The sequence below is a fragment of the uncultured Piscinibacter sp. genome (assembly GCF_937952055.1).
Classification (GTDB): Bacteria; Pseudomonadota; Gammaproteobacteria; order Burkholderiales; family Burkholderiaceae_C; genus Piscinibacter.
Map to the genome: position 1 here is coordinate 36660 of NZ_CALFYO010000015.1, position 25052 is coordinate 61711.

27 protein-coding genes and 1 pseudogene are annotated in these 25052 nt (G+C 69.1%); 18 read left to right on the top strand and 10 right to left on the bottom strand.

Annotated elements, in window-relative coordinates:
- Positions 1–38: 38 nt before the first annotated feature.
- The gene (locus tag Q0599_RS05730; RefSeq protein WP_298826925.1) at positions 39–1241 is read left to right on the top strand and encodes a cyclic nucleotide-binding domain-containing protein; all 1203 of its coding nucleotides are present in this window, start codon (positions 39–41) and stop codon (positions 1239–1241) included.
- 115 nt (positions 1242–1356) lie between these two features.
- Here the strand turns inward: Q0599_RS05730 and Q0599_RS05735 are convergent, their stop codons facing one another.
- The 8 genes and pseudogenes from Q0599_RS05735 to Q0599_RS05770 form a co-directional block, all read right to left on the bottom strand.
- Positions 1357–1641: a hypothetical protein gene (locus Q0599_RS05735; protein ID WP_298826928.1), complete on the bottom strand. Its 285-nt coding sequence runs from the start codon at positions 1639–1641 to the stop codon at positions 1357–1359.
- Complete coding sequence (locus Q0599_RS05740; RefSeq protein WP_298826930.1) at positions 1608–2096, bottom strand: hypothetical protein; 489 nt, start codon at positions 2094–2096, stop codon at positions 1608–1610. Before Q0599_RS05740 ends, Q0599_RS05735 begins: the two co-directional genes overlap by 34 nt.
- Before the next feature lie 83 nt (positions 2097–2179).
- Positions 2180–4024, bottom strand: coding sequence for a hypothetical protein (locus Q0599_RS05745; protein ID WP_298826933.1), 1845 nt, complete (start codon positions 4022–4024; stop codon positions 2180–2182).
- 251 nt (positions 4025–4275) lie between these two features.
- A pseudogene (locus Q0599_RS05750) lies at positions 4276–4440 on the bottom strand (transcriptional regulator); the annotation flags it as partial.
- Positions 4441–4658: 218 nt separating this feature from the next.
- A complete protein-coding gene (locus Q0599_RS05755; protein WP_298826936.1) occupies positions 4659–6371 on the bottom strand; it encodes an acyl-CoA dehydrogenase family protein in 1713 nt (570 codons plus the stop codon).
- The gene (locus tag Q0599_RS05760; RefSeq protein WP_298826938.1) at positions 6368–7039 is read right to left on the bottom strand and encodes a TetR/AcrR family transcriptional regulator; all 672 of its coding nucleotides are present in this window, start codon (positions 7037–7039) and stop codon (positions 6368–6370) included. The genes Q0599_RS05755 and Q0599_RS05760 overlap by 4 nt, the downstream gene beginning before the upstream one ends.
- 100 nt (positions 7040–7139) lie before the next feature.
- Positions 7140–7868, bottom strand: coding sequence for a GntR family transcriptional regulator (locus Q0599_RS05765; protein WP_298826941.1), 729 nt, complete (start codon positions 7866–7868; stop codon positions 7140–7142).
- A gap of 4 nt (positions 7869–7872) precedes the next feature.
- Entirely contained in the window at positions 7873–9558 is a 1686-nt protein-coding gene (locus Q0599_RS05770) for a sigma-54-dependent Fis family transcriptional regulator (protein WP_298826944.1), read from the bottom strand.
- Positions 9559–9830: 272 nt separating this feature from the next.
- On the opposite strand from Q0599_RS05770, the gene Q0599_RS05775 reads away from it, so the two are divergent.
- From Q0599_RS05775 to Q0599_RS05850, 16 genes are all read left to right on the top strand, one after another.
- Positions 9831–10058 (top strand): phenol hydroxylase subunit, encoded by a 228-nt coding sequence (locus Q0599_RS05775; RefSeq protein WP_298826947.1) that lies wholly within the window; start codon positions 9831–9833, stop codon positions 10056–10058.
- A gap of 38 nt (positions 10059–10096) precedes the next feature.
- Positions 10097–11092 carry an aromatic/alkene monooxygenase hydroxylase subunit beta gene (locus Q0599_RS05780; protein ID WP_298826951.1) on the top strand — a complete coding sequence of 332 codons (996 nt, stop codon included), beginning with the start codon at positions 10097–10099 and terminating at the stop codon, positions 11090–11092.
- A 28-nt stretch (positions 11093–11120) separates the two neighbouring features.
- The gene (locus tag Q0599_RS05785) at positions 11121–11390 is read left to right on the top strand and encodes an MmoB/DmpM family protein (RefSeq protein WP_298826955.1); all 270 of its coding nucleotides are present in this window, start codon (positions 11121–11123) and stop codon (positions 11388–11390) included.
- A 29-nt stretch (positions 11391–11419) separates the two neighbouring features.
- Positions 11420–12979: an aromatic/alkene/methane monooxygenase hydroxylase/oxygenase subunit alpha gene (locus Q0599_RS05790; RefSeq protein WP_298826958.1), complete on the top strand. Its 1560-nt coding sequence runs from the start codon at positions 11420–11422 to the stop codon at positions 12977–12979.
- Positions 12976–13332, top strand: coding sequence for a phenol hydroxylase subunit P4 (locus Q0599_RS05795; protein ID WP_298826960.1), 357 nt, complete (start codon positions 12976–12978; stop codon positions 13330–13332). Before Q0599_RS05790 ends, Q0599_RS05795 begins: the two co-directional genes overlap by 4 nt.
- A gap of 16 nt (positions 13333–13348) precedes the next feature.
- Positions 13349–14413: an NADH:ubiquinone reductase (Na(+)-transporting) subunit F gene (locus tag Q0599_RS05800; RefSeq protein ID WP_298826963.1), complete on the top strand. Its 1065-nt coding sequence runs from the start codon at positions 13349–13351 to the stop codon at positions 14411–14413.
- 13 nt (positions 14414–14426) lie between these two features.
- A complete protein-coding gene (locus tag Q0599_RS05805) occupies positions 14427–14786 on the top strand; it encodes a 2Fe-2S iron-sulfur cluster-binding protein (RefSeq protein ID WP_298826966.1) in 360 nt (119 codons plus the stop codon).
- A 19-nt stretch (positions 14787–14805) separates the two neighbouring features.
- Complete coding sequence (locus tag Q0599_RS05810) at positions 14806–15750, top strand: catechol 2,3-dioxygenase (RefSeq protein ID WP_298826969.1); 945 nt, start codon at positions 14806–14808, stop codon at positions 15748–15750.
- Positions 15751–15892: 142 nt separating this feature from the next.
- On the top strand, positions 15893–16336 hold the full coding sequence (locus Q0599_RS05815) for a heme-binding protein (RefSeq protein ID WP_298826972.1): 444 nt from the start codon (positions 15893–15895) through the stop codon (positions 16334–16336).
- Between the two features lie 20 nt (positions 16337–16356).
- Positions 16357–17190: an alpha/beta fold hydrolase gene (locus tag Q0599_RS05820; protein WP_298826975.1), complete on the top strand. Its 834-nt coding sequence runs from the start codon at positions 16357–16359 to the stop codon at positions 17188–17190.
- A 2-nt stretch (positions 17191–17192) separates the two neighbouring features.
- Complete coding sequence (locus Q0599_RS05825; RefSeq protein WP_298826977.1) at positions 17193–18647, top strand: 2-hydroxymuconic semialdehyde dehydrogenase; 1455 nt, start codon at positions 17193–17195, stop codon at positions 18645–18647.
- Between the two features lie 10 nt (positions 18648–18657).
- On the top strand, positions 18658–19440 hold the full coding sequence (gene dmpE, locus Q0599_RS05830; protein ID WP_298826978.1) for a 2-oxopent-4-enoate hydratase: 783 nt from the start codon (positions 18658–18660) through the stop codon (positions 19438–19440).
- Between the two features lie 24 nt (positions 19441–19464).
- Positions 19465–20253, top strand: coding sequence for a 2-oxo-3-hexenedioate decarboxylase (dmpH, locus tag Q0599_RS05835; protein WP_298826981.1), 789 nt, complete (start codon positions 19465–19467; stop codon positions 20251–20253).
- Between the two features lie 15 nt (positions 20254–20268).
- Positions 20269–21180 (top strand): acetaldehyde dehydrogenase (acetylating), encoded by a 912-nt coding sequence (locus Q0599_RS05840; protein ID WP_298826984.1) that lies wholly within the window; start codon positions 20269–20271, stop codon positions 21178–21180.
- Between the two features lie 24 nt (positions 21181–21204).
- On the top strand, positions 21205–22263 hold the full coding sequence (gene dmpG, locus Q0599_RS05845; protein WP_298826987.1) for a 4-hydroxy-2-oxovalerate aldolase: 1059 nt from the start codon (positions 21205–21207) through the stop codon (positions 22261–22263).
- Between the two features lie 12 nt (positions 22264–22275).
- Positions 22276–22467 (top strand): 2-hydroxymuconate tautomerase, encoded by a 192-nt coding sequence (locus tag Q0599_RS05850; protein ID WP_298826989.1) that lies wholly within the window; start codon positions 22276–22278, stop codon positions 22465–22467.
- A 354-nt stretch (positions 22468–22821) separates the two neighbouring features.
- Here the strand turns inward: Q0599_RS05850 and Q0599_RS05855 are convergent, their stop codons facing one another.
- Together Q0599_RS05855 and Q0599_RS05860 are read right to left on the bottom strand one after the other, a co-directional pair.
- Positions 22822–23223 carry a hypothetical protein gene (locus Q0599_RS05855; protein WP_298826991.1) on the bottom strand — a complete coding sequence of 134 codons (402 nt, stop codon included), beginning with the start codon at positions 23221–23223 and terminating at the stop codon, positions 22822–22824.
- A complete protein-coding gene (locus Q0599_RS05860) occupies positions 23205–23657 on the bottom strand; it encodes a hypothetical protein (RefSeq protein WP_298826993.1) in 453 nt (150 codons plus the stop codon). Before Q0599_RS05860 ends, Q0599_RS05855 begins: the two co-directional genes overlap by 19 nt.
- Positions 23658–24311: 654 nt before the next feature.
- Between Q0599_RS05860 and Q0599_RS05865 the strand changes: the two genes are divergently transcribed.
- On the top strand, positions 24312–24953 hold the full coding sequence (locus tag Q0599_RS05865; protein ID WP_298826995.1) for an MBL fold metallo-hydrolase: 642 nt from the start codon (positions 24312–24314) through the stop codon (positions 24951–24953).
- Positions 24954–25052: the final 99 nt, after the last annotated feature.

Here is a 25052-nt window from a genome sequence, read left to right on the forward strand (position 1 = left end):
CAGCACACGGAGCGCCGTTGTCCTGCCACCAACCCAGCATGACCGAAGCCGAATGTGAGGCACCGCGCGCAGCGCCTAGCGATCTCGCCACCGTGATGGCGATGCTCGGGCGCAGCACGCTCTTCCAGCGCTGCAGCAACGAAGACCTGGCCGCGCTGGCCGGCAGCGCACGCCACGTCGACCATGCAGCCGGCACCGACATCGTGTGCGAAGGCGACCCGGCGCACGACTTGATGCTCATCGAAAGCGGCGAGGCCCTGGTGCTCAAGCGCGGCGACTCGGGACAGGAGCACACGATCAACCGCCTCGTCGCCGGCGACTCTTTCGGCGAGATGGCGTTGTTCGACCGCGTGCCGCGTTCGGCCACGGTGCGTGCCGCCGGGCCGGTGCGCACGCTGGTGCTGCCGCTGCAGGCGATCGTCGCGTTGGCCGAGGCGCGGCCGACGCTGGTGCCGGTGCTGGTGGACATCGGCGCGCTGGTGGCCGAGCGGCTGCGCGCGTCGAGCAACAGCGCCGTGGCTGCTGCCGACCGGGCGCTCGCCGAAGAGCGGATGCGCGCCGTGATGGGACGCTTCACGCTGCTGCTGATCATGGCCTACACGCTCTACACGTGGGTGCTGGGCACGGCCGCGCAGATGAAGGTGGCGCTGGGCCACAGCGAGTTCATCACCGTGCCCGCGATCATCGTCTGCGTCGCCATCCTGATCGCGTTCGTGCGCGTGTCGGGCTATCCGGCGAGCTTCTTCGGGTTGACATGGCAGAACGCCGGCCGCCACATCCGCGAGGCGGTGCTGCTGACGTTGCCGTTGATGGCCCTGACCGTGCTGCTGAAGCTGGCGCTGTTGAAGTGGGTGCCCGGCATGGAGGGGCTGTCACTGTTCCAGATGTTCGCGCCGGCACCGGCGAACGCGCCTGCAGGTGGCTTCAACCCTTGGCTGGCGCTGGCCTACGTCGTCTTTGCGCCGTTCCAGGAGCTGATCTACCGCGGTGGCGTGCAGGGTTCACTGTCGCACTTCCTCACCGGCCGCCGGCGCGACACGCTCGCCATCGTCGGCGCCAACATCATCTTCTCGGCCGCCCACTTGTACGTCTCCGTCGGGCTGGCGGTGACGGCCTTCGCGGCGGGCCTGTTCTGGGGCTGGCTGTACGCACGCCAGCGCGGCTTGGCGGGAGTCTCGGTGTCGCACGTGCTGCTGGGCTTCTGGGCCTTCGAGGTGGTGGACCTCGGCGTGCTGGAATAGGAGCGGGTGCGGTCTGCTCGCGCGACCGACGGCAGAGGTCCTGCGCAGCCCGCCGTCCCGACTCGACGCGGCGCAGACCGTGGAGACCGTGAGCCGCTGCCCCGAGAGCACTGGCTCAGGGCAGGACAGCCAGGTGTCGCCGTCGTGCCCGCAGGCCGTGCCTCTGTTCCACCAATGCACGTTCCTCCGCGAGGATGCGGCCCCACATCGTGGCCGCGTCCGGGTGTCGCCAGCCGAGGTCCCGCCGCGCCTTGGCCGATGAATAGTTGAGATCCACCCGCGTCACGTCCGCCACGTCGGGCGACATGAAGGCCGGCAGTCCCAGTGCGCGCAGGATCGGCGCGACGAACATGAACTGCGCGCGCATCAACCAGCGCGGCAACCGCAGCCGCGGTGCCATGCCCCCGCGGTGTGGCGCCCCCAATGGCCGAACATGGCGCCGATCGTCTGCGGCAGCCCGCAGAACAGGCAGTCCTCGCCGACCGGCGCCCGCTCGGCCGCCAGCGCGATGCCCTCGGCAAGCGCCTGCACGTCGACCATCGCGCACACCATGGTTCGGCCCCACGCCATGGGCGGCAGACGGCCCAGCAGATGCAGCCGCAGGAAGTAGCCGAACAGCGAGTGGTCGTTCGCGCCGACCTCGGCGCTGGGCATCGCGATGACCAGCGGCAACCCGCGCGCAGGCCATTGCAGCGCTCGCTGGTGCGCCTCGGCCTTGCTGCGCTCGCAGGCGCTGAGGTAACGGCCGCCGTGGCGCTGCGACTCGTCGGCCGGGCCGGGCGCGCTGCTGCTCGTGCCGGACAACCTGGAAGCCGTGGCCGACCCGGTGTCGCTGGACCGGTCGATCCATGCCAATCTTCTGACGAGCGCATGGCTGCTGAGGCACGGCCGCCAGCAAGAGTGCCAGGCGACTTGGGTCATGTCGGCCTAAGGGATGCTCAGCACTGGCCACGCCGGGCTGGCACGCCGGGGGCTGCAATCGGCGGCCAGGCGGCGCACGCGGCCGGCCGCACGGCCGATGCCAGCCGCTGGCTGCGGCAAGCCGTTTGCGACGCCGAGGCCCAGGGCCTGCGGGTGGAGTTGGCTCGCAGCTGCGAGGCCTTGGCAACCGTCGAGCCGGTCGCGTGCTGGTCCGAGCGCGCGCGCCGGCTGTGGCACGAGATGGCCGTCGGCAGCGTCGTGGCGGCAGTCGATGCCTGACGTCGCGACTTGAACGTGCCTCGCGGGAGCCCGGAAGCCGGCTGTCGGAGTCGTCCAGGGTCAGGACCCAGCCGCTCGATCCACCCGGCGAGGAAGACAGTCGGCCGCCAGCGACAAGACCGACCGTGGATCGAGCGCGCGGCCTTCGTCGAAGGCCTTCGCGTACGCGTCGGCGGGAATGGCCGAGCGCGCCTGCGACAGGAAGGGCGCCAGGGGCGCCATGTCGACCGGCTCGAGTCTCTGGCCGGTGCGCTGCAGGTGCGCCTCGGCCGCTCCGTGCAGGCGCGCTGCCGCCTCGCCGTCCTGGTTCGCGGCATGCAGGGCCGCGGCGACGAGCAGGAGGTGGGAAACGCCGTAGACCCCTGATCACCTTGCCCGCGAGCCTCGATGACGCGCTCGATCCACGCGCGGGCGGCATCGAGATCCGGCCTTGCGAGCGAGAGCAGCGCCAGGTTGATGGCTTCGTTGATGACCTGGCTGGCCCAGGCGTGCGTGGCGGCTTCATCCAGGTTATGCCGGTAAAGGTCCTCGGCCTCGTCGAGGCGACCCAGCGCGCGCAAGGTCTCCGCCCTGTAATGCCGAAGTTGCAGAGCACTGTCCGGCCGCTGCGCGGCCAGCGCCTCCATCGACTCGAGATGCCGCCAAGCCTGCGGCGCGTCGTCCAGCGCCAGGGCCGGGGCCGCCATGCCCAGCAGCGCGCTGAACTCGCCCTCCTGATCGCCCAGGACCCGCGAGAGCCGCAACTGCTCTTCCGCCAGTTCCAGGCTGCGTCGGAAACGGCCGGTCGCGCTCGCGACGATGCGCAAGTCCTGAAGCGCCATGATCCGCGTCGCGCCCTGAATGCCGGGCCCGGTCGCCGAGAACATCGCTTCGAGCAGCGAGTAGCCGACCTCGAGCATGCCGCGCCCTTCCCAGTACCTTCCCAGCGAGCGCGCCAGGCGCCAGGCAGTCTCCGAACCGCCGCCATGACGAAGGGCCGCGATCAGGTTTTCGCGGTCTGCATCGAGAAGCGCTGACGAGCGAGAACGGATCCCCGGGTCGGGATGGTGGGTCAACTCGGCGGCCCGCTTCTCGAAGAACGCCAGGTGCCGATCGCGCGCGTCGCCGGCCCGGCCACCGTCGTCCAGCCGCTCCAGCGCGAAGAGGCGCACTGTCTCCAGCAACCGATGGCGCGGCTCCGGTCCGGTCGAGTCCAGACCGATCAGCGACTTCGCGGCCAGGCTCGAGAGTTGTTCGATGACCTGGTGCTCCGGCGCATCAGCCGCCGAGACGAAGACCGCCGCCTCGATCGTCGAGCCGCCGCTGAACACGGCGAGCCGCTGCAGCAGCCGCTGCTCGTCGGCGGACAGATGCTCGTAGCTCCAGCGCACCACCGCATCGAGCGTCTGCTGCCGAGGCAGCGCGCGGCGCCCTCCGGTCAGCAGCCGGAAGCGGTCGTCGAGCCGCGCCCGCAGCTGGTCCACCGACAGCACGCTGAGCCGCGCGGCGGCCAGCTCGAGAGCCAGGGGGATGCCGTCGAGGCGCCGGCAGACCTCGTGGACCGCTGCCGCGTTGCGCTGATCGACCTCGAAGTCGGGCGCCACCAGGCGCGCCTGGTCCGCGAACAGCCTGACGGCATCGCAGTCGCGCAGCGCCGCCACGTCCTGCGCGGCGGCGAGCGCCAGCGCCCGAAGAAGGGCGTGCGGGGTTTCGGCAGGGAGGAGGCTGGCTCGCGCACGGCCTCCGCCGCGGCCAATGCGGTTGGCGTCGAGGGGGTCCGGTCCGATGGCGCGACGAAGCGGTACCCGCGCCCCGCGATGGTGGCGATCGCGCCGACGCCGAGCAGCTTGCGCAGCGCGCTGATCTGGACCTGGAGGTTGTTCGCCTCGACGACTAGGCCTTCCCAGACCTTGCCGATCAGCTCGTCCTTGGACACCACGCGGTCGCGATGCTCCAGCAGCACCAGCAGCACGTCGAAGGCCCGGGCGCCGATCGCCGCCGGGCGGCCGTCGACCAGCACCTACCGCTGGTCCGCGCGGACCTCGACCGCTGCAAAGCGGAAGACTTCTGCCATCGCCACGTCTGATGATCCCCGTTGCGGCGGTCGCCCCCTGCACGCCGCGCGGATGCGGAGCGGCGGCTGACGAGTCTGGCGAGCGTAGCCGCATCCCTCGCTGCGGCACAACGGGTGTGACGGGGTGCGTGCCGCGACGCCGCGCGATCCCGCCATCCCCGAGGTCACGCGGCCACGTTCGCTCGTTCGACGATGCGATCGGCTGTCGGCTTGACGAGGGTCGTGCCCATGGTGCCGAACATCGTGCCCCAGACGCCGGTGACGCCCGGGCACCGCGTGCCGAGGAACGTGCTCACCACTTCCGGGGTGCTGTACCGCATCAGCTCCGCGGCCTGCAGCACGCGCGCGACACATTCCGTCATCGGGCGGGCCAGGAACTCGTCATTCAACGCTTCCTTCACCAGCCGCTCGGTGGCCCTGACCAGCGCATCGAACCGGCCGTCCTGCTTCGACAGCGGTCGCACCTCGTCAAACACGGCGTCGATCGTGCGCGGGTCCCGGATCATGGCGCGACGCACGTCCATGCACATCATGTTGGCCGTGCCTTCCCAGACGCTGTTGAGTGGTGCTTCGCGGTACACCCGCGCCATCGGGTTCTCCTCGATGAAGCCGTTGCCCCCGTGGCACTGCAGCGCCTCGTTGGCGATGGCCGGCGCACGCGAGCAGTTGAAGTACTTCGCGGCCGGCGTGGCGACACGTGCGAGCAGGCGCTCGTGCTCGTCGGTCCTCATGCGGTCGGTGGCCCTGGCCACGCGCAGGGACATCAGCGTGGCAGCCTCCACCTCCACGGCCATGTCGGCGAGCACATTGGCCATCATCGGCCGCTCGGCGATCGAGGCGCCGAAGGCCTCGCGGGTGGTCGTGTGGCGCAGCGCCAGGGTCAGTGCCTGGCGCATCAGTCCGGCCGAGCCGACGGCGAAGTCCAGACGCGTCAGGTGCGCGTGGGACAGGATCTCGCGGATGCCGCGGCCCTCCTCGCCGACGCGGATGGCCAGCGTGCCGGCGTACTCGACTTCGCTCGACGCGTTGGACTTGTTGCCGGCCTTGTCCTTCAGGCGCTGCACGAAGAAGCGATTGAAGCTGCCGTCGGGCAAGGTGCGAGGCAGGAAGAAGCAGGTGACGCCGCCATCGACCTTGGCCAGGGTGAAGAAGCCGTCCGACTGCGGCACCGAGCAGAACCACTTGTGGCCGGTCAGCTCGTACCAATGCGCCGTGGCGCCGTGGTAGTCGCTCGACTGCGCGTAGCGCGCGGTGGTCTGCGTCTCGCGCAGGTCCGAGCCGCCTTGCTTCTCAGTCATCGCATAGCCGACGACGACGGACGGTTTGTGACCCACCTCGCGGCGGCTGAACTCGTAGATCGTCCCCTTGCTCTTCTCGGCCCAGATCGCCAAGGCCGGCTCAGCCTCGAAGCCGGCATGTGAGGCGTAGGCCATGCCCGTGGGGCACGCCGTCCCTTGCTCGACCTGGTTCCACAGGTACGACAGCACGGCGCGCGCGCAGTGGCCCCCAGCCTCGCTCGTGCGCCAGTTCAGGTTCGGGACCTCGTGCTGCCATGCCAGCGACATCAGTTCGTGCCAGCTCGGATGGAATTCGACCCAGTCGATGCGGTTGCCGAACCGGTCGTGGGTCTTCAGTTCGGGGGTGTAGCGGTTGGCCAGTCGCGCGAGTTCCTGCACCTGTTCGTCGCCGGCGAGCGCGCCCAGCGCCGCGCAGCGGTCGGCTGCCCATGGCGCTTCGCGTTCGATGGCGGCTCGCAGCACCACGTCACCGCTGAATGCGTTGAAGTGGCTGGCCGGCTGGGCCTGGTTGAGCACCTGGTGGGTGCGGTAGCGGTCGGCAGCGCCTTCCAGGAGGCCTGCGGACAGAGGTTTGTTCATGACGCTCGCCGGTTGAGTTGTCGGATCGTGGCGGTCGGGGCGGCCACGCTGGTGCAGGCCAGGGCGGCGATCTGGTCGGCCAGTTGGGCCACCTGGCGCCGGTAGGCCTCGGTGTCCGGGTACTGCTGTCGGCTCAGCGGCGACAGCGGGCCGATCAGGCCTTCCATGAAGCCGCCCACGATCACGGTTGCCGCGATGTCGGGGCGAACGTCGGGCCGGACCTCCTGGGTCGCCTGACCCGACTCGATGATCGACCGGATGACCTCGCTGATCGCCGCCCGGTAGGTCAGTCGCGCCTCGTCGATCTCCTTGTCGCAGGGCTCGGCGATCAACGCGTACGCGAGGCGCGGATTGCGCATGGCGCGCCGCACGAATGTCGCAACCGCCGAGTGCAGCCGACCCAGCGCCGGCCCCCCCGCGTTGCCGATGTCGGTCAGGACGTCGACTTCACGCTGGGAGACGGCCGACAACACTTCTGCGAACAGCTCGGCCTTGGACGGGAAGTAGCGGTAGACCGTGCCGGTGGCCATTCCGGCAGCCGCCGCGACGCTGGCGACCTGCGCCTCGGCCCAGCCTCCCTCGCTGACGAGCGCACGGGCGGCTTGGAGGATGCGGCTGCGGTTGTCCTGGAGACGGGCTTCGACCGCGGGGGTCTGACGGTAGGCCACGAAGAAATGAACTTTGGTTCACTGATGGTATGAAGCCTAGTTCATTCTTTTCCTGCACGCAAGCCGGCGTTCGTCGACGGGCGCGCCGCCTGCTCCCCCGCTAGAGGCCGCCGGCTCCGGCAACGCCGACACGAGCGAGCAGATCGGGCGTGGCGCGAATGTGCGCCTCGAGCGCCAGGGCCGCGCGGGCCTCCTGCCCGGACATGGCCATCTCGAAGATCTGGCGATGCTCGGCATGCACGTCGCGGCTGCCGTCGGCCAGGCCTATCGCGCAGCGCCGGTAACGTTCGCTGTGCCGGCCGAGCAGGCGCAGCACCTTCATGGTCCACGGTGAGTCACACGCGGCGATCAGCGCCTCGTGGAAGCGTGTGTTGCGCTGTTCCCAGCTGACGCGCTGCTCGGGCCGCACCGGCTGCTCGAAGGCCGTCAGTTCGTTGTACGCCTGCAGCAGCTGGGCCCGCCAGGCGGCATCGCCACGGCGGATCGATTGGCGCAGCGCGTCGATCTCGATGTGCAGCCTCAGCCTCGTCAGGTCTTCCAGGTCGGCCAGCGCCATCGGCGCGACCCGGAAGCCGCGCTGGCCTTCGGCGACCACCAGCGCGTCGCTGACCAGCCGCGTGATCGCCTCGCGCAGCGTGCCGGCGCCGACCTCGTAGCGATCCTTCAGGTGCTCGACGCGCAGCTTCTCTCCGGGCCCGATGCGTCCCTCGATGATGTCGTCGCGCAGACGCTCGTAGCTGCGCTCGATCAGCGTGCGCGAGCCGTTGCCGCCGGGCTCTCCGGCGGCGGCGTCGCCGGCCGCCGGGGCGAGGAAGGCACGCTTGGCCATCGGCTCAGTCCTTCGCGCGCTCGCGCACGCGCTGCAGCCGGTAGCTGAGCTGGGGGCGCGTCAGGCCAAGCGCCCGCGCCGCCGCGGCGAGGTTGCCGCCGGCGCGGTGCACGGCCTCTTGGATCAGCGCGTCCTCGAGCCCGTCGAGGCTCAGGCCACGCGCGACGAGCTCGTCGTACAGAGCCGGGCCGCCGCTGGGCGCACCGCGCTCGAGCTGGCCGGCAGCATTGACCGTCACCGACGGCTGGCCGGGCAGGGTCGGGAACAGCTCGTGCACGTCGACCGGCTCGTCGGGGCTCGCGAGGATCACGCCGCGCTCGATCAGGTTCTCGAGCTCGCGCACGTTGCCGGGCCAGGGGTAGCCCCGCATCGCGTCGAGCGCCCGGTCGGTGAAGCCCGGCACGCGCTTGCCGTGCAGCGCGCAGAAGCGGGTCAGCAAATGGGCGGCGAGCGGCTCGATGTCGTCGACGCGTTCGCGCAGCGGCGGGATGCGGATCGGATAGACGTTGAGCCGGTACATCAGGTCACTGCGGAAGCGGCCGCTGGCGACCGCGGCCTGCAGGTCGACGTTGGTCGCCGCGACGACGCGCACGTCGACCTTGCGCACCTGCGTGCCACCCAGGCGCTCGATCTCGCCCTGCTGCAGCACGCGCAGCAGCTTGGCCTGCGCGGTCAGCGGCAGCTCGCCCAGTTCGTCGAGCAGCAGCGTGCCGCCGTCGGCGCGCTCGAAGCGCCCGGGCCGTGCCGATCCGGCGCCGGTGAACGCGCCCTTCTCGGCGCCGAACAGCTCGCTCTCGATCAGCTCGGCCGGCAGCGCCGCGCAGTTCACCGCCACGAAAGGCTTGCCGGCGCGCGGGCTCATCGCGTGCAACGCCCGTGCGAAACGTTCCTTGCCGACGCCGGTCTCGCCGGTCAGCAGCACGGTCACCTGGGTCGAGGCGGCCTTGCGCAGCAGGCGGGCGGCGGCGTCGAAGGCCTTCGACCGGCCGATCAGCGGGCCGAGCTCGTCGGCCGGCTGCAGCGTCGAGCGCAAGGTGTCGACCTGCGACTGCAGGTCCTCGAGACGCACGATCAGCGAATCGGCGGCGTAGTCGCGCGCCAGCGCATCGGCGTCCGGCCATTCGCTCAGCACCCGGCCCTCGATGCGGCAATGCGGCTGCCCACAGGCGGCGCAGGCGACCTCCTTGAACAGGGTCGGCCGGCCCATGAAGGCGCTGGTATAGCCCGACGCGTAGCCGAGCAGCATCCAGCAGACCGGTTCGTCCTGCGGGCCGAAGTCGCGCACATGGGTCTCGACCTCCCACGAATGGTCCCAGCGGAACCGGCCGTGGAAGCGGCCGGCGGGCATGTCGATCACGCATTCCTCGGGCGTGACCTGGACGGCGCCCTCCAGCATGTGCAGCTGCGGGCCGACCGCGAACATGTCGAGCACTGATGCGTCGCCACGCACCTGGCGCGCCAGCGCGGCGTCGCGTTCGCCCGATGCGTAGCCGGCGCGCATCAGCAGCCGGCGCGTCTGTTCGCGGCCGATCGTGCCCATCAGTTCGCGGCGCAGCGCGCCGAACGCGGCCGCGTGGACCAGCAGCATGCGCTGCCCGGCCAGCCAGATGCGGCCGTCGCTTGCCGAGAAGTGGACCATGCGACGCAGGTCGGCGTCGGGGGGCAGGGGCGGCGGTGCTTGGCCGGGCATGGGTAGATTATCGATAACAAGGTCGAATCTGTCGATCGAGACCTTCGCAGGAGGGCGGCGCGTTGTTCATCAAATCATCAATTCGCCAGCCGGTGCAATGATGAAAACGTCATGCTGCAGGGCAACAAGAGGGCTCTGGCCGGGTTCCGAGATCGGCAACGACCGGCCGGGATGGCGCTAGCCCGGCGATCGGTCTCGGTGTTTTCCCGAAGATTATCGATAGTTTTGCGAAATCGACCTTCTGCTGGCACGCCGCCTGCGATGTGGCGGCCATGCACACCGAACGCCGCTCCCGACTCGCCCCGCCGCCGCACACGCCCGCGCTGCCCGCGGTCGACACCTCGCTGCGCTTCGTGCGTGTGCTCGAGCAGCGCGCCGACGGGCTGGTCGCCTTCGAGTTCGCGATCGGCTGGCCCGAGCTGGCGGTCGAGCTGCTGCTGCCGGCGCCGGCCTTCGCCGCCTTCTGCACCGCCAACAGGGTGCAGCGGCTCGACGCCTGATCCCATCCCCCGCACGACAACGACAGGAGACCCGCCCCATGAACATCGACCTGCAGGCGCGCGAGATCAAGCCGCTGCGCCACACTTACGCGCACGTGGCCCGGTACGTCGGCGACGACAAGCCCGCGTCGCGCTACCAGGAGGCGACCTTCGGCGCGCAGCCGTCGACCAACTTCCACTACCGCCCGACCTGGGACCCGGCGCACCAGATCTTCGACGCGTCGCGCAGCCGGATCGTGCTCGCCGACTGGTACGTGCTGAAGGATCCGCGCCAGTTCTACTACGCGAGCTGGACGATGGCGCGTGCCCGCCAGCAGGACACGATGGAGGCGAACTTCCAGTTCGTCGAGTCGCGCGCCATGGTCGACAAGATCCCCGACGCGCTGCGCCGTAAGTCGCTGCAGGTGCTGCTGCCGCTGCGCCATGCGGCCTGGGGCGCGAACATGAACAACGCGGCGATCTGCGCCTACGGCTACGGCACCGCGTTCACCGCGCCGGCGATGTTCCACGCGATGGACAACCTGGGTGTGGCGCAGTACCTGACGCGCCTGGGTCTCGCGCTCGATGACCCGGCGGTACTCGACGACGGCAAGACCGCCTGGCTGGACGATGCCCACTGGCAGCCGCTGCGCCGCCTCGTCGAGGACACGCTGGTCGTGGGCGACCCGTTCGAGCTGTTCGTCGCGCAGAACCTCGCGATCGACGGCCTGCTGTATCCGCTGGTCTACGGCAGCTTCGTCGACGACCACGTCGCGCTGCAGGGCGGCACCGCGGTGGCGATGCTGACCGCCTTCATGCCCGAGTGGCACGACGAGAGCGCGCGCTGGATCGACGCGGTGGTCAAGACCGCGGCCGCCGAATCAGAGGCCAATCGCGTGCAGATCGCTGCCTGGGTGCAGGCCTGGAGCGAACGTGCGCAGGAGGCGCTCGCGCCGATCGCCCGCCTGGCGCTGGGCGAAGCCGGCAGCGATGCGCTGGCCGACGCCGCCGCGCTGCTGGACGACCGCTGCCGCAAGGCCGGCGTGCGCGGCTGAGCCCTCGAACGAACCAGGAGACCCCTTCATGTCCAACGTATTCATCGCCTTCCAGCACAACGAGGAGTCGCGCCCGCTCGTCGACGCGATCCTGGCCGACAACCCGCTGGCCGTGGCCGTGCACTCGCCCGGCCTCGTGAAGATCGACGCACCGAACTCCCTGCAGATCCGCCGCTCCACGATCGAGGAACAGACCGGCCGCCCCTACGACCTGCAGCAGCTGCACGTCAACCTCGTGACGTTGTCGGGCCACATCGACGAGGACGACGACCAGCTCACCCTGAGCTGGAAGCACTGACTGCCATCCAAACCCGAGGAGACAAACGCATGGACACCCGTGTCGTCAAGAAGAAGCTCGGTCTGAAGGACCGCTATGCCGCGATGACCCGCGGCCTCGGCTGGGAAACCAGCTATCAGCCGATGGACAAGGTCTACCCGTACGACAAGTACGAGGGCATCCAGATCCACGACTGGGACCAGTGGCAGGACCCGTTCCGCCTGACCATGGACGCCTACTGGAAGTACCAGGGCGAGAAGGAGAAGAAGCTTTATGCGGTGATCGAGGCGTTCGCGCAGAACAACGGCCAGCTCGGCGTCAGCGATGCGCGCTACGTCAACGCGCTGAAGCTGTTCATCCAGGGCGTGACGCCGCTCGAGTACTACGCACATCGAGGCTTCGCACACGTGGGCCGCCAGTTCACCGGCGAGGGCGCGCGCGTGGCGGCGCAGATGCAGTCGATCGACGAACTGCGCCATTACCAGACCGAGACGCACGCGATCTCGCACTACAACAAGTACTTCAACGGCATGCACCACTCGAACCACTGGTTCGACCGCGTGTGGTACCTGTCGGTGCCGAAGTCCTTCTTCGAGGACGCGATCACCGGCGGGCCGTTCGAGTTCCTCGTCGCGGTCAGCTTCTCGTTCGAATACGTGCTGACCAACCTGCTGTTCGTCCCCTTCATGAGCGGTGCGGCGCACAACGGCGACATGTCGACCGTGACCTTCGGCTTCAGCGCACAGAGCGACGAGTCGCGCCACATGACGCTGGGCATCGAGTGCATCAAGTTCCTGCTCGAGCAGGACCCGGCCAACGTGCCGATCGTGCAGGGATGGATCGACAAGTGGTTCTGGCGCGGCTACCGGCTGCTGACGCTGGTCGCGATGATGCAGGACTACATGCTGCCCAAGCGCGTGATGAGCTGGAAGGAAGCCTGGGAGATGTACGCCGAGGGCAACGGCGGCGCACTGTTCAAGGACCTGGCGCGCTACGGCATCCGCGAGCCCAAGGGCTGGAAGGACGCCTGCGAGGGCAAGGACCACATCAGCCACCAGGCCTGGAACACCTTCTACAACTACAACGCGGCCGCGCCCTTCCACACCTGGGTGCCGACCGACGAGGAGATGGACTGGCTGGCCGAGAAGTACCCGACCACCTTCAACCAGCTCTACCGCCCGCGGCTCGAGTTCTATCGGGAGCAGCAGCAGGCCGGCAAGCGCTTCTACAACAAGACGCTGCCGATGCTTTGCAACACCTGCCAGATCCCGATGGTGTTCACCGAGCCCGGCGACGCCAGCAAGATCTGCTACCGCGAGAGCGACTGGCGCGGCAACAAGCACCACTTCTGCAGCGACCACTGCAAGGACATCTTCGACCGCGAGCCCGAGAAGTTCGCGCAGAGCTGGCTGCCGGTGCACCAGATCTACCAGGGTCACTGCTTCGACCCCGGCACCGACCCGACGGCCAAGGGCTTCGATCCGCTGCTCGCGGTGCTGCAGCACTACCGGCTGGACATCGGACGCGACAACTTCGACTTCGAAGGCTCGGAAGACCAGAAGAACTTCGCCGCCTGGCGCGGCAATGCCCCCCAAGGAGATCAGCCATGAGCGTCGTCGCCCTCGCGCCTTACGACATTCCCGCGCGGGACCTGCGCGAGAACTTCCCCGCCCCGCTGCTCTACATCGGCTGGGAGGACCACCTGATGTTCTGCGCGCCGTTCTGCCTGCCGCTGCCGCCCGACATGCCCTTCGGCGCGTTGGCCACTGCGGTGCTGCCCGGCATCTATGGCGAGCACCCCGACTTCGCGAAGATCGACTGGGCGCAGGTGCAGTGGCTCAAGTCCGGCCGGCCGTGGACGCCGGACCCGGCGAAGTCGCTGGCCGACAACGGCCTGACGCACAAGGACGTGATCCGCTTCCGCACGCCGGGCCTGATCGGCATCCGGGGCTCGTTCAGCTGAAGCCAGGGCGTGTGCCATGAGCCACCAACTCACCATCGAACCGCTGGGCGCCACCATCGAGGTGGCCGAAGGCCAGACCATGCTCGACGCCGCGCTGCGCCAGGGCATCTACATCCCGCATGCCTGCGGCCACGGCCTGTGCGGCACGTGCAAGGTGCAGGTCTGCGACGGCGAGGTGGACCATGGTCACGCCAACCCCTTCGCCCTGATGGAGGTCGAGCGCGACGAGGGCAAGACGCTGGCCTGCTGCGCGACGCTGAACTGCGACGCGACGATCGAGGCCGACATCGACGACGAGCCCGACGCGCAGGTGATCCCGGTGCGCGACTTCGCCGGCGCGGTGCGCCGCATCGTCGACCTGACGCCGACGATCAAGGCCATCTTCATCGCCATCGACAAGCCGATCGGCTTCCAGGCCGGCCAGTATGTGCAGATCGAGATCCCGGGGCTGGGCGAGAGCCGCGCGTTCTCGATCGCCAATTCACCGGCACAGGTCGAGCGCAGCGGCGAGATCGAGCTGAACGTTCGCATCGTTCCCGGCGGCAAGGGCACCGGCTACCTGCACCAGCGCCTGGCGCAGGGCGACAGGCTGCGCCTGGTCGGTCCCTACGGCCGCTTCTTCGTGCGCAGCTCTGCGCAGCGGCCGATGGTCTTCATGGCCGGCGGATCGGGGCTGTCGAGCCCGCGTTCGATGATTCTCGACTTGCTCGACGGCGGCTGCACGCGCCCGATCACGCTGGTCTACGGCCAGCGTGTGCGCGAGGAGCTGTATTACGACGCCGAGTTCCGCGCACTCGCCGGGAAGCACGCCAACTTCACCTACGTGCCGGCGCTGTCGGGCGAGTCGGCAGACAGTGACTGGGCCGGCGCGCGCGGCTTCGTGCACGAGGCGGCGAAGGCTCACTTCGACGGCACGTTCGCGGGCCAGCAGGCCTATCTGTGCGGTCCGCCTCCGATGGTCGAGGCCTGCATCGCCACGCTGATGCAGGGCCGCCTGTTCGAGCGCGACATCTTCACCGAGAAGTTCCTCTCTGCGGCCGACGCGCACGACGCGCGCAGCCCGCTGTTCCAGCGCCTGTGAGCAACGCCCGGCCATGATCTTCGACACGAGACCCAAGGTGATCGTCTGCGTCGCGCAGACCGGCGAGACCTACGCCTGTGCCACCGACGAGAGCCTGTTGCGCGGCATGTTGCGCCTGGGCCGCAGGGGCATCCCGGTCGGCTGCGTCAACGGTGGCTGCGGCGTGTGCAAGGTGCGCATCGTCGAAGGCCGGGTCGCCGTGCTCGGACCGGTGAGCCGCGCCCATGTCAGCGCCGACGAGGAAGACGCCGGCATGACGCTGGCCTGCCGCGTTGCGCCGGCCTGCGCGGTGACGCTGGAGGTCGCCGGCAAGCTGGAACGACCCTTTTCAAGAGGGCCCGCCGCCTCGGCGGGTCCGCAATCCACGCGGTAATTCAACCAGGAGACAGATGATGGGTGTGATGCGAATCGGGCATGCCAGCCTGCGGGTGATGGACGTCGCCGCGGCGGTGAAGCACTACGAAAACGTGCTGGGGCTGAAGACGACGATGGTCGACAAGGCCGGCAACGTCTACCTGAAGTGCTGGGACGAGTGGGACAAGTACTCGCTGGTCCTGACGCCGTCGGACCGCGCCGGCCTGAACCACGTGGCCTACAAGGTCGAGAAGGACGCCGACCTGGACCAGCTGCAGAAGAGCATCGAGGCCTGGGGCGTCAGGACGACGATGCTGCCCGAGGGCACGCTGCCCGCCACCGGCCGCATGCTGCAGTTCAACCTGCCGAGCGGCCACGAGATGCGCCTCTACGCGATGAAGGAGTACATCGGCACCGAGGTCGGCACGCAAAGCCCCGACCCCTGGCCCGACAACATCAAGGGCGCCGGCGCGCACTGGCTCGACCACCTCCTGCTGATGTGCGCGATGAACCCCGCCGAGGGCATCAACACGGTCGCCGACAACACCCGCTTCATGACCGAGGCGCTGGACTTCTTCCTCACCGAGCAGGTGATGGTCGGGCCCGAGGGCAACATCCAGGCCGCCACCTGGATGAGCCGCACGACCACGCCGCACGACATCGCCTTCGTCGGCGGGCCGACCAGCGGCCTGCACCACATCGCCTTCTTCCTCGACTCGTGGCACGACGTGTTGAAGGCCGCGGACGTGATGGCGAAGACGAAGACGCGCATCGACGTCGCGCCCACCCGCCACGGCATCACGCGCGGCGAGACGATCTATTTCTTCGACCCGAGCGGCAACCGCAACGAGACTTTCGCCGGCCTGGGCTACCTGGCGCAGCGCGACCGCCCGGTGACGACCTGGAGCGAGGAGCGGCTGGGCAGCGGCATCTTCTTCCACACCGGCGATCTGGTGCCTTCGTTCACCGAGGTCTACACCTGACGCGGCCGCAGCGAAGAAGGGCAGCCATGAACACGCTGATGCCCGCGGCCTGCGCCGCGGTGATGGGCCGCGCTTTGCCGGCCGCCCCAGCCGGCGGCCGCCGCCTGCCCGGCATCGAGTCGGTTTGAGGCGGGAGACGCACATGGCGTTCGACTCTCCCTGCAGCGTGGCCGCGCGCTGCATCGACTGGCGCGCCGCCGCGGCCGCGGCCGAGGCGGCTGTGGAGCACGCCGAGGCGCTCGGCCGGCGCGTCAACGTCGCGGTCGTCGATGCGTCCGGCACGCTCGCTGCCTTCCTGCGCATGCCGGGCGCGCCGCTGCATTCGGTCGAGATCGCGATCGACAAGGCCTACACCGCGGCCAGCTTCGGCCTGCCGACCGCCCGCTGGACCGAGGTGCTCGCCGGTCACTCGCCCGCGGTGCGCGAGGGACTGCTGCAGCGGCCGCGCTTCGTCGCCTTCGGCGGCGGGTTGCCGCTGCGCGACGCGGATGCGCTGATCGGCGCGATCGGCGTCTCGGGCGCGAGCGAAGACGAGGACACGGCGATCGCGGTGGCAGGCGCCGCGGCAATCGGACTGCCGAGCTGATAGACGAAGAAGGGCACACGATGGACAACCCCGAACTCGGCCGCAGCGTGAGCGCGGCCGGCATCCGCACCAATCTGCACGATGTCGGCGCCGGCTCGCCGGTGCTGATGATCCATGGCTCGGGCCCGGGCGTCTCGGCCTGGGCCAACTGGCGGCTGAGCATTCCGGTGCTGGCGCAGCGTGCGCGGGTGATCGCGCCCGACCTGGTCGGCTTCGGCTACAGCGACCGGCCCGCCGGCCAGCACTACACGATGGACGCCTGGGTCGCGCAGGCGGTCGGCGTGCTCGACGCGCTGGACATCGAACGTGCCGACCTCGTCGGCAACTCCTTCGGCGGTGCGCTGGCCCTCGCCCTCGCGATCCGCCACCCGCAGCGGGTGCGACGGCTGGTGCTGATGGGATCGGTCGGCGTGCCGTTTGCCATCACGCCGGGGCTGGATGCGGTGTGGGGTTACGAGCCGTCGCTGGCGACGATGCGCTCGCTGCTCGACATCTTCGCCTACGACACCAAGCTCGCTACCGACGAGCTGGCGAAGCTGCGCTACGAAGCCAGCATCCGCCCCGGATTCCACGAGTCCTTCGCGGCGATGTTCCCGGCGCCGCGCCAACGCTGGGTCGACGCGATGTGCAGCGCCGAGGCTGACATCCGCGCGCTGCCCCACGAGACGCTGGTGCTGCATGGCCGCGAGGACCGCGTGATCCCGCTGGCCAATTCACTGACGCTGGCGCAATGGATTCCGAACAGCCAGCTGCACGTCTTCGGCCATTGCGGCCACTGGACGCAGATCGAGCATGCGGCGCGCTTCAACCGGCTGGTCGGTGACTTCTTTGCCGAAGCAGACAACGACAAATGACCATGAAACAGTTTCTCAACTTCATCGACGGCCAGTACGTCGCCACCGGCAGGACCTTCGAGAACCGCGCACCGGTGGACAACCGCGTGCTGGGTCTGGTGCACGAGGCCGGCCAGCCCGAGGTCGACGCCGCGGTGCGCGCCGCACGCACCGCGCTGAAGGGCGACTGGGGGCGCATGAGCGTGGCGAAGCGCATCGAACTGCTGTACGCGGTGGCCGACGAGATCAACCGCCGCTTCGACGATTTTCTCGCCGCCGAGATGGCCGACACCGGCAAGCCGAAGTCGCTGGCCTCGCACATCGACATCCCGCGCGGCGCGGCCAACTTCAAGGTCTTCGCCGACATCGTCAAGAACGTGCCGACCGAGAGCTTCGAGATGACCACCCCCGACGGCGGCACGGCGCTGAGCTACGCCTTGCGCTCGCCGGTCGGCGTGGTCGGCGTGGTCTGCCCCTGGAACCTGCCGCTGCTGCTGATGACCTGGAAGGTCGGTCCGGCACTGGCCTGCGGCAACACGGTGATCGTCAAGCCGTCGGAGGAGACACCGGCCACTGCGACGCTGCTCGGCGAGGTGATGAAGGCGGTCGGTATCCCCGACGGCGTCTACAACGTCGTGCATGGCTTCGGTCCGAACTCGGCCGGCGCCTTCCTGACCCAGCATCCGGACGTCGACGCGATCACCTTCACCGGCGAGACACGCACCGGCGAGGCGATCATGGCCGCCGCGGCCAAGGGCGTTCGCCCGGTCAGCTTCGAGCTCGGCGGCAAGAACGCCGGCATCGTGTTCGCCGACGCCGACTTCGACAAGGCTGTCGCCGGCATCGCACGCAGTGCGTTCGAGAACTGCGGCCAGGTGTGCCTGGGCACCGAGCGGGTCTACGTGCAGCGGCCGATCTTCGACAAGTTCGTCGCGGCGCTCAAGGACAGGGCCGAGGCACTGAAGATCGGCCCGCCGGAGGAGCCGGGCGTGGGACTGGGGCCGCTGATCTCGCGCGAGCACCAGCAGAAGGTCTTGTCCTACTACGAGCGCGCCCGTGCCGAGGGCGCGACGCTGGTCACCGGTGGCGGCGTACCGGCGATGAAGGGCGCGCTCGCCGAAGGCCACTGGGTGCAGCCGACGATCTGGACCGGCCTGCCCGAGAGCTCGGCGATCGTGCGCGAGGAGATCTTCGGCCCCTGCTGCCACATCGCCCCGTTCGACAGCCTCGACGACGCGATCGCGCTCGCCAACGACACCGACTACGGCCTGGCGACCACGGTGTGGACGCAGGATCTGGCGACCGCGCACCGCATGGCGCGCGAGGTCGAGGTTGGCCTGTGCTGGATCAACAGCTGGTTCCTGCGCGACCTGCGCACGGCTTTCGGCGGCAGCAAGGCCTCGGGCATCGGCCGCGAGGGCGGAGTGCATTCGCTCGAGTTCTACACGGAACTGCGCAACGTGATGGTGAAACTGTGAGGACCCCGAGATGAACGACAGACAGATCCAGCAGTACGGTGATGAGCTCTACCGGGCGCTGCTCGAGCGCCAGCCGGTCGCTGCGCTGACCGACCGCGAGCCGACGATCACGCTCGACGACGCCTACCGCATCCAGCTGCGCTTCATCCAGCGGCGCATCGATGCCGGCGAGACGGTGGTCGGCAAGAAGATCGGCGTGACCAGCCAGGTCGTGATGGACATGCTGAAGGTCGACCAACCAGATTTCGGCCAGCTGCTGTCGGGCATGGTGGTGCACGAGGGCGAGGCGATCCGCGTCGACACGATGATCGCGCCCAAGGCCGAGGCCGAGGTCGCCTTCGTGCTGAAGAGCGACCTTCAGGGCCCGGGCGTGACCGCCGCCGACGTGCTGCGCGCCACTGCCTTCGTGATGCCCTGCTTCGAGATCGTCGACTCGCGCATCAGGGACTGGAAGATCAGGATCCAGGACACGGTCGCCGACAACGCCTCCTGCGGCGTGCTGGTGCTCGGCGGCACGCGCCGCGACCCGCGCGAGGTCGACCTGGCCCTGGCCGGCATGGTGCTCGAGAAGAACGGCGAGGTGGTCAGCACCTCCACCGGCGCGGCGGTGCAGGGTTCGCCGGTCAACGCGGTGGCCTGGCTCGCCAACACGCTGGGGCGGCTGGGCATTCCGCTGAAGGCCGGCGAGGTGATCCTGTCCGGGTCGCAGTCGCCGCTGGTGCCGGTGAAGCCCGGCGACAGCCTGCACTGCAGCGTCGGCGGGCTGGGCAGCACCAGCGTCCGCTTCGTCTGAACCTTCGGCACAGGACACCCCCCGATGAAACTCACTCCGCACACCATCGCCGGCCTCGCCGAGCACCTCGAGTCCGCCGAGCTGAACGCCCGCGACGTCACCAAGATCACCGACGAACACCCGGACATGGACTGGGACGACGCCTACGCGATCCAGGACGAGATCCGCTGGCGCAAGGAGGCGCGCGGCCATCGCACCGCAGGCCTCAAGGCCGGCCTGACCTCGTTCGCGAAGATGAAGCAGATGGGCGTGGACACGCCTGTGTTCGGATTCGTCAGCGACTACATGGCCCGCCCCGACGGCGGCGAGATCAAGGTGGCGGAGCTGATCCACCCGAAGGTCGAGGCCGAGATCTGCGTCGTCACCAAGGCGCCGCTGCGCGGCCCCGGCTGTCATGTCGGCGCGGTGCTCGCGGCGGTCGACTTCGTCGTGCCGGCGGTCGAGATCATCGACAGCCGTTACCGCGACTTCAAGTTCGACCTGAAGAGCGTGGTCGCCGACAACACCTCGGCGTCGCGCTTCGTCGTCGGCTCGCGCATGCGTGCCGTCGACGAGCTGGACCTGCGCACGCTCGGCGTCGTGCTCGAGAAGAACGGAAGAATCGTCGCGATGGCCGCCGGCGCCGCGGTGCTCGGCCACCCGCTGACCGCGGTGGCGATGCTCGCCAACCACCTGGGCGCACGCGGCCAGGAGATCCCCGCCGGCACCTTCGTGATGACCGGCGGCGTGACCGAGGCGATCGCGGTGGCGGCAGGCGACCAGGTGTCGGTGCGCTTCCAGGACCTCGGCACCGTCTCGATGCGATTCGTCTGAACCTCAGGAACCCCCATGAAGAAGATCAAGTGCGCCCTGATCGGGCCCGGCAACATCGGCACCGACCTGCTCGCCAAGCTGCAGCGCAGTACGGTGCTCGAGCCGGTGTGGATGGTCGGCATCGACCCCGCGTCGGACGGCCTGAAGCGGGCCCGCGAGATGGGCATCAAGACCACGGCCGACGGTGTCGACGGCCTGCTGCCGCATGTCAGGGCCGACGGCGTGCAGATCGCGTTCGACGCGACCAGCGCCTACGTGCATGCCGAGAATTCGCGCAAGCTCAACGAGCTCGGCGTGATGATGATCGATCTGACGCCGGCGGCGATCGGGCCGTACTGCGTTCCGCCGGTCAACCTGAAGGAACATGTCGGCCGGCGCGAGATGAACGTCAACATGGTCACTTGCGGCGGCCAGGCGACGATCCCGATGGTCTATGCGGTCAGCCGCGTGCAGCCGGTCGAGTACGGCGAGATCGTCGCCACCGTGGCCAGCCGCTCGGTCGGTCCGGGCACACGCAGGAACATCGACGAGTTCACCCGCACCACCGCCGGCGCGGTGCAGAAGGTCGGCGGCGCGAAGCGCGGCAAGGCGATCATCGTCATCAACCCGGCCGACCCGCCGCTGATCATGCGCGACACGATCCACTGCCTGACGGTCGACAAGCCCAAGGCGGCGCAGATCGAGGAATCGGTGCACGCGATGATCCGGGAGGTGCAGAAGTACGTGCCCGGCTACAAGCTCGTCAACGGCCCGGTGATCGACGGCCACCGCGTGTCGATCTTCATGGAGGTCGAGGGGCTGGGCGACTACCTGCCCAAGTACGCCGGCAACCTGGACATCATGACCGCCGCCGCCGCCCGCACGGCCGAGATGTTTGCCGAGGAGATCCTCGCCGGCAAGCTGGTGCTCGAATCCGCTTTCGCCTGAATCGACCTGAAGGAGACCCCCACCATGAAGAGCGCGCTCGAAGGCAAGATGGTCATGCTGCACGACATGACCCTGCGCGACGGCATGCACCCCAAGCGCCACCAGATGACGCTTGACCAGATGAAGGCAGTGGCCTGCGGGCTCGACGCCGCCGGCGTGCCGCTGATCGAGGTCACCCATGGCGACGGCCTGGGCGGCAGCAGCGTCAATTACGGCTTCCCGGCCCATACCGACGAGGAATACCTGTCGACGGTGATCCCGCTGATGCAGCGGGCCAAGGTCTCGGCACTGCTGATCCCGGGCATCGGCACCGTCGATCACCTGAAGATGGCGCACGAACTCGGCGTGCACACGATCCGCGTGGCGACGCATTGCACCGAGGCCGACGTTTCCGAGCAGCACATCGGCGCCGCACGCAAGCTCGGCATGGACACGGTCGGCTTCCTGATGATGGCGCACATGAACAGCCCGGAGGGCTTGGTTGCGCAGGCGAGGCTGATGGAGGGCTATGGCGCGAACTGCGTCTACGTCACCGACTCGGCCGGCCACATGCTGCCCGACGACGTGAAGACGCGGCTTGCCGCCGTGCGCGCGGCGCTGAAGCCCGAGACCGAGCTCGGCTTCCACGGCCACCACAACCTGGCGATGGGCGTGGCCAACAGCATCGCGGCGATCGAGGCCGGCGCAACGCGCATCGACGCGGCCGCCGCGGGCCTGGGCGCCGGCGCTGGCAACACGCCGATGGAGGTGCTGGTGGCGGTGTGCGACCGCATGGGGATCGGGACGGGCATCGACGTCTGGAAGATCCAGGACGTGGCCGAGGACATCGTCGTGCCCTTGATGGACTTCCCGATCCGCGTCGACCGCGACGCGCTGACGCTGGGCTATGCCGGCGTCTACGGCAGCTTCCTGCTGTTCGCCAAGCGCGCCGAGAAGAAGTACGGTGTGCCGGCGCGCGACCTGCTCGTCGAACTCGGCCGGCGCGGCATGGTCGGCGGCCAGGAGGACATGATCGAGGACACCGCGCTGACGCTGGCCCGTGCGCGCGGCCTCTCGACGCCGTCTCACGCACGGGCCGCCTGAGGAGGAGCCGCCATGCCGTTCGCACAGATCTACATGCTCGAGGGACGCACGTCCGAGCAGAAGAAGGCCGTGATCGAGAAGGTCACGCAGGCGCTCGTCGAGGCGGTCGGCGCGCCGAAGGAGAACGTTCGCGTGTGGATCACGGAGGTGCCCAAGGACAGCTGGGGCATCGCCGGCACCACCGCCAAGGACCTCGGGCGGTAGACGTCCCACGCGCCAGCGGCGGGGTGCCCGGCTCCCGCTGCCGCACGTTGCATGGCTGCCGAGCGGTCGCTGGGCGGCCCCGAGGGGCGAACCGAATCGCCGGCGGCTGGAACCGGGCCCGCGCCAGCGACCGATCCAGACGGCGATCCCGCGGATCGCGGGCGTCTGCTCGGCGGCGATTGCGGCCGGTGGCCGTCCCACGCGCCGATGCCCTCCGAGCTCGCCCAAACGACCGCTGTCTCAAACGGTGAACTGGGACTGCCGACCCAGAGTTCCCGGCATCGCCTTGACGGCCGTTCCGGCCGTCGGGCTGCGACCCCGGCCGCGCCCAGCGGCGTGCGTCGTCTCACGTCATCAGCGCAGCGTCCACCTGAAACTGCGCGGTGCCGGCTCGCCGGCACGCCGGATCTGCAATTCGATCGCCGCCGGGCGCGGCTCGATCGGCGCGAAGACGAGCACGCCCTCGCGATGATGCCCGCCAGGGCCGTCGCCGCGCCAGGCCTCGGGCGCATGGCGCCGGCCGCTGTCGTCGACGAGCGCGGCCGTAGCCGCGAGGTCGTCGGTCAGCGCCTGCACGTGGGTGTTCAGCCTGACCTCGAACTCCCATGGCTTGGCGCTGCCCAGTTCGCGCGGCGTCACGGTCACCGTCACGGCCTGCAGGTTGCTGGTACGCGCCGGCAGCGAGGCCCCTGCCAGCGTCAGCGCCGACCCCGCGAGGGCGACGGCGAGCGCGACGATCAGACGGGTACGGCGCATCGTGCATGCTCCCTGGATGCCTGCCGAACCTTGGGCAGGATGTAGGCGATGCCCGCGAGGTTGAAGGCCAGGCCGACCCAGAAGAACTCCACCTGGTACTGGGCGGCAAGCGTCACCAGGCCGGTGGCACCGAGCACCGGCAGGATGTTTGTGAGGTAGTGGGCGCAGCAGGAGATCATCGCGGCGGTCGACGTCGTTCCCGAGATCGCCACCACCTTTCGCGACGCCGACGATCCGGCGACGAGCCGGCGCAGGTAGGTGTACAGGCCCATCTGCACACCGAAGCCCGCGGCCAGGCCGACGAGGAAGATCCAGTAGGTGGCGAACTGCTCGAGCGCGTACGCCCGACCCGACAGCAGGCCCACCGCGACGAAGTAGACGAGCAGCAGCAGCACGGACGCCGCGACCGCGGTGGCGATGGCTCTGGTCTTCATCGTGTGATCCTCCAGTCGTTTCGCGCCCGGCGAACCGCTTGGACGCCTGGATGCATCGTAGGTGCCGTGCGCGTCCGAAGCTTGAGGACCGTCAATGCCTGCAGGGGGGGCGATCGACACGGCGCCAAAGTCCGGCGCAAACGCCGACCACGCACTCGCGCTCGACAGCTTCGATTGGCACCCAGTCGGCTGCATTGCGGCAGTCCGATCACGACCGCAGATGTCTCCTCAGGGTCGGGAGTGCCAGCTCGCCCCGAGCGAAACCAGTCCTTCACTGCCGGCTCGCCTCCCCCCATCGCCGAGTACCCGGTCTCGAAGGTCAAGCGGTCGTACGCGAAGTCAGTCGTTGAGTGACCGGTGACGGCAACCGCCACCTTTGCGCGCGCTGGCCACGAGTGACTCGGTTCAGTCTTGAACGTACGTGGCCAGTACTCTTGCTGTCTTGGGGCACCCACGCACTTTCCCGGCCTAGTGGGTGTCTTCAACCAGTCCCTGTGATCGTCCTTCGTTACAGTGGCGGTTGGTGACGCCGAGCTTCTTGGCCGCACCACCGCCGAATCGACACCTAGTTGCCCCACAGGCGGACAAACGCGGTGCAAAAGCGGGGCGATAAGGGCCCGGATTTGACGCTTAGTTGCCAAAACCCAACGACGAATGAGCTTCAAGTACCGCACCATCCCCGTCACGCCCTTCCAGCAGAACTGCTCGCTGGTGTGGGACGACGCGACCGGCCAAGCCGCCGTGATCGACCCCGGCGGCGACCTTGACGTGCTGCTCGCCGCCGTGCAGGAACTCGGCCTGACGCTCGAGCAGATCTGGCTCACCCACGCGCACATCGACCACGCCGGGGCCACCGGCACGCTGGCGCGCACGCAGGGCCTGCCGATCGTCGGGCCGCACGAGGCCGACCAGTTCTGGATCGACGCCCTGCCCCAGCAGAGCCGCATGTTCGGCTTTCCCGCGGCCGAGGCCTTCACGCCGACGCGCTGGCTGCACGACGGCGACACCGTGCGCATCGGCGGCTGCGAGCTGCAGGTGCGCCACTGCCCGGGGCACACGCCGGGCCACGTGGTGTTCTACGAGCCGACGACGAAGCACGCGTTCGTCGGCGATGTGCTGTTCGCCGGCAGCATCGGCCGCACCGACTTTCCTCAGGGTGACTTCGACACGCTGGTGCGCTCGATCACCACGCGGCTGTGGCCGCTCGGCGACGACGTGCGCTTCACGCCGGGACACGGCCCGCAGAGCAGCTTCGGCCACGAGCGGCGCAGCAACCCCTTCGTCGGTGGCACCTGAGGCGCGCCGACCGGGCGTGAATATTCACCGCACGGACGTACGACTGTTGCCTAAGCTCACCTCGAACGGCACCGCGCACGCGGCGCCATCGAGGAGGAG

Bases quoted from the DNA above. Each gene is read 5' to 3' on its own strand.
- Q0599_RS05810 (WP_298826969.1), top strand. From the start codon at position 14,806: ATGGGTGTGATGCGAATCGGGCATGCCAGCCTGCGGGTGATGGACGTC.
- Q0599_RS05730 (WP_298826925.1), top strand. From the start codon at position 39: ATGACCGAAGCCGAATGTGAGGCACCGCGCGCAGCGCCTAGCGATCTC.
- Q0599_RS05785 (WP_298826955.1), top strand. From the start codon at position 11,121: ATGTCCAACGTATTCATCGCCTTCCAGCACAACGAGGAGTCGCGCCCG.
- Q0599_RS05790 (WP_298826958.1), top strand. From the start codon at position 11,420: ATGGACACCCGTGTCGTCAAGAAGAAGCTCGGTCTGAAGGACCGCTAT.
- Q0599_RS05850 (WP_298826989.1), top strand. From the start codon at position 22,276: ATGCCGTTCGCACAGATCTACATGCTCGAGGGACGCACGTCCGAGCAG.
- Q0599_RS05755 (WP_298826936.1), bottom strand. From the start codon at position 6,371: ATGAACAAACCTCTGTCCGCAGGCCTCCTGGAAGGCGCTGCCGACCGC.
- Q0599_RS05735 (WP_298826928.1), bottom strand. From the start codon at position 1,641: ATGGCACCGCGGCTGCGGTTGCCGCGCTGGTTGATGCGCGCGCAGTTC.
- Q0599_RS05770 (WP_298826944.1), bottom strand. From the start codon at position 9,558: ATGCCCGGCCAAGCACCGCCGCCCCTGCCCCCCGACGCCGACCTGCGT.
- Q0599_RS05815 (WP_298826972.1), top strand. From the start codon at position 15,893: ATGGCGTTCGACTCTCCCTGCAGCGTGGCCGCGCGCTGCATCGACTGG.
- Q0599_RS05800 (WP_298826963.1), top strand. From the start codon at position 13,349: ATGAGCCACCAACTCACCATCGAACCGCTGGGCGCCACCATCGAGGTG.
- Q0599_RS05840 (WP_298826984.1), top strand. From the start codon at position 20,269: ATGAAGAAGATCAAGTGCGCCCTGATCGGGCCCGGCAACATCGGCACC.
- Q0599_RS05865 (WP_298826995.1), top strand. From the start codon at position 24,312: ATGAGCTTCAAGTACCGCACCATCCCCGTCACGCCCTTCCAGCAGAAC.
- dmpG (WP_298826987.1), top strand. From the start codon at position 21,205: ATGAAGAGCGCGCTCGAAGGCAAGATGGTCATGCTGCACGACATGACC.
- Q0599_RS05860 (WP_298826993.1), bottom strand. From the start codon at position 23,657: ATGAAGACCAGAGCCATCGCCACCGCGGTCGCGGCGTCCGTGCTGCTG.
- Q0599_RS05825 (WP_298826977.1), top strand. From the start codon at position 17,193: ATGAAACAGTTTCTCAACTTCATCGACGGCCAGTACGTCGCCACCGGC.
- dmpE (WP_298826978.1), top strand. From the start codon at position 18,658: ATGAACGACAGACAGATCCAGCAGTACGGTGATGAGCTCTACCGGGCG.
- dmpH (WP_298826981.1), top strand. From the start codon at position 19,465: ATGAAACTCACTCCGCACACCATCGCCGGCCTCGCCGAGCACCTCGAG.
- Q0599_RS05855 (WP_298826991.1), bottom strand. From the start codon at position 23,223: ATGCGCCGTACCCGTCTGATCGTCGCGCTCGCCGTCGCCCTCGCGGGG.
- Q0599_RS05820 (WP_298826975.1), top strand. From the start codon at position 16,357: ATGGACAACCCCGAACTCGGCCGCAGCGTGAGCGCGGCCGGCATCCGC.
- Q0599_RS05780 (WP_298826951.1), top strand. From the start codon at position 10,097: ATGAACATCGACCTGCAGGCGCGCGAGATCAAGCCGCTGCGCCACACT.
- Q0599_RS05805 (WP_298826966.1), top strand. From the start codon at position 14,427: ATGATCTTCGACACGAGACCCAAGGTGATCGTCTGCGTCGCGCAGACC.
- Q0599_RS05775 (WP_298826947.1), top strand. From the start codon at position 9,831: ATGCACACCGAACGCCGCTCCCGACTCGCCCCGCCGCCGCACACGCCC.
- Q0599_RS05765 (WP_298826941.1), bottom strand. From the start codon at position 7,868: ATGGCCAAGCGTGCCTTCCTCGCCCCGGCGGCCGGCGACGCCGCCGCC.
- Q0599_RS05795 (WP_298826960.1), top strand. From the start codon at position 12,976: ATGAGCGTCGTCGCCCTCGCGCCTTACGACATTCCCGCGCGGGACCTG.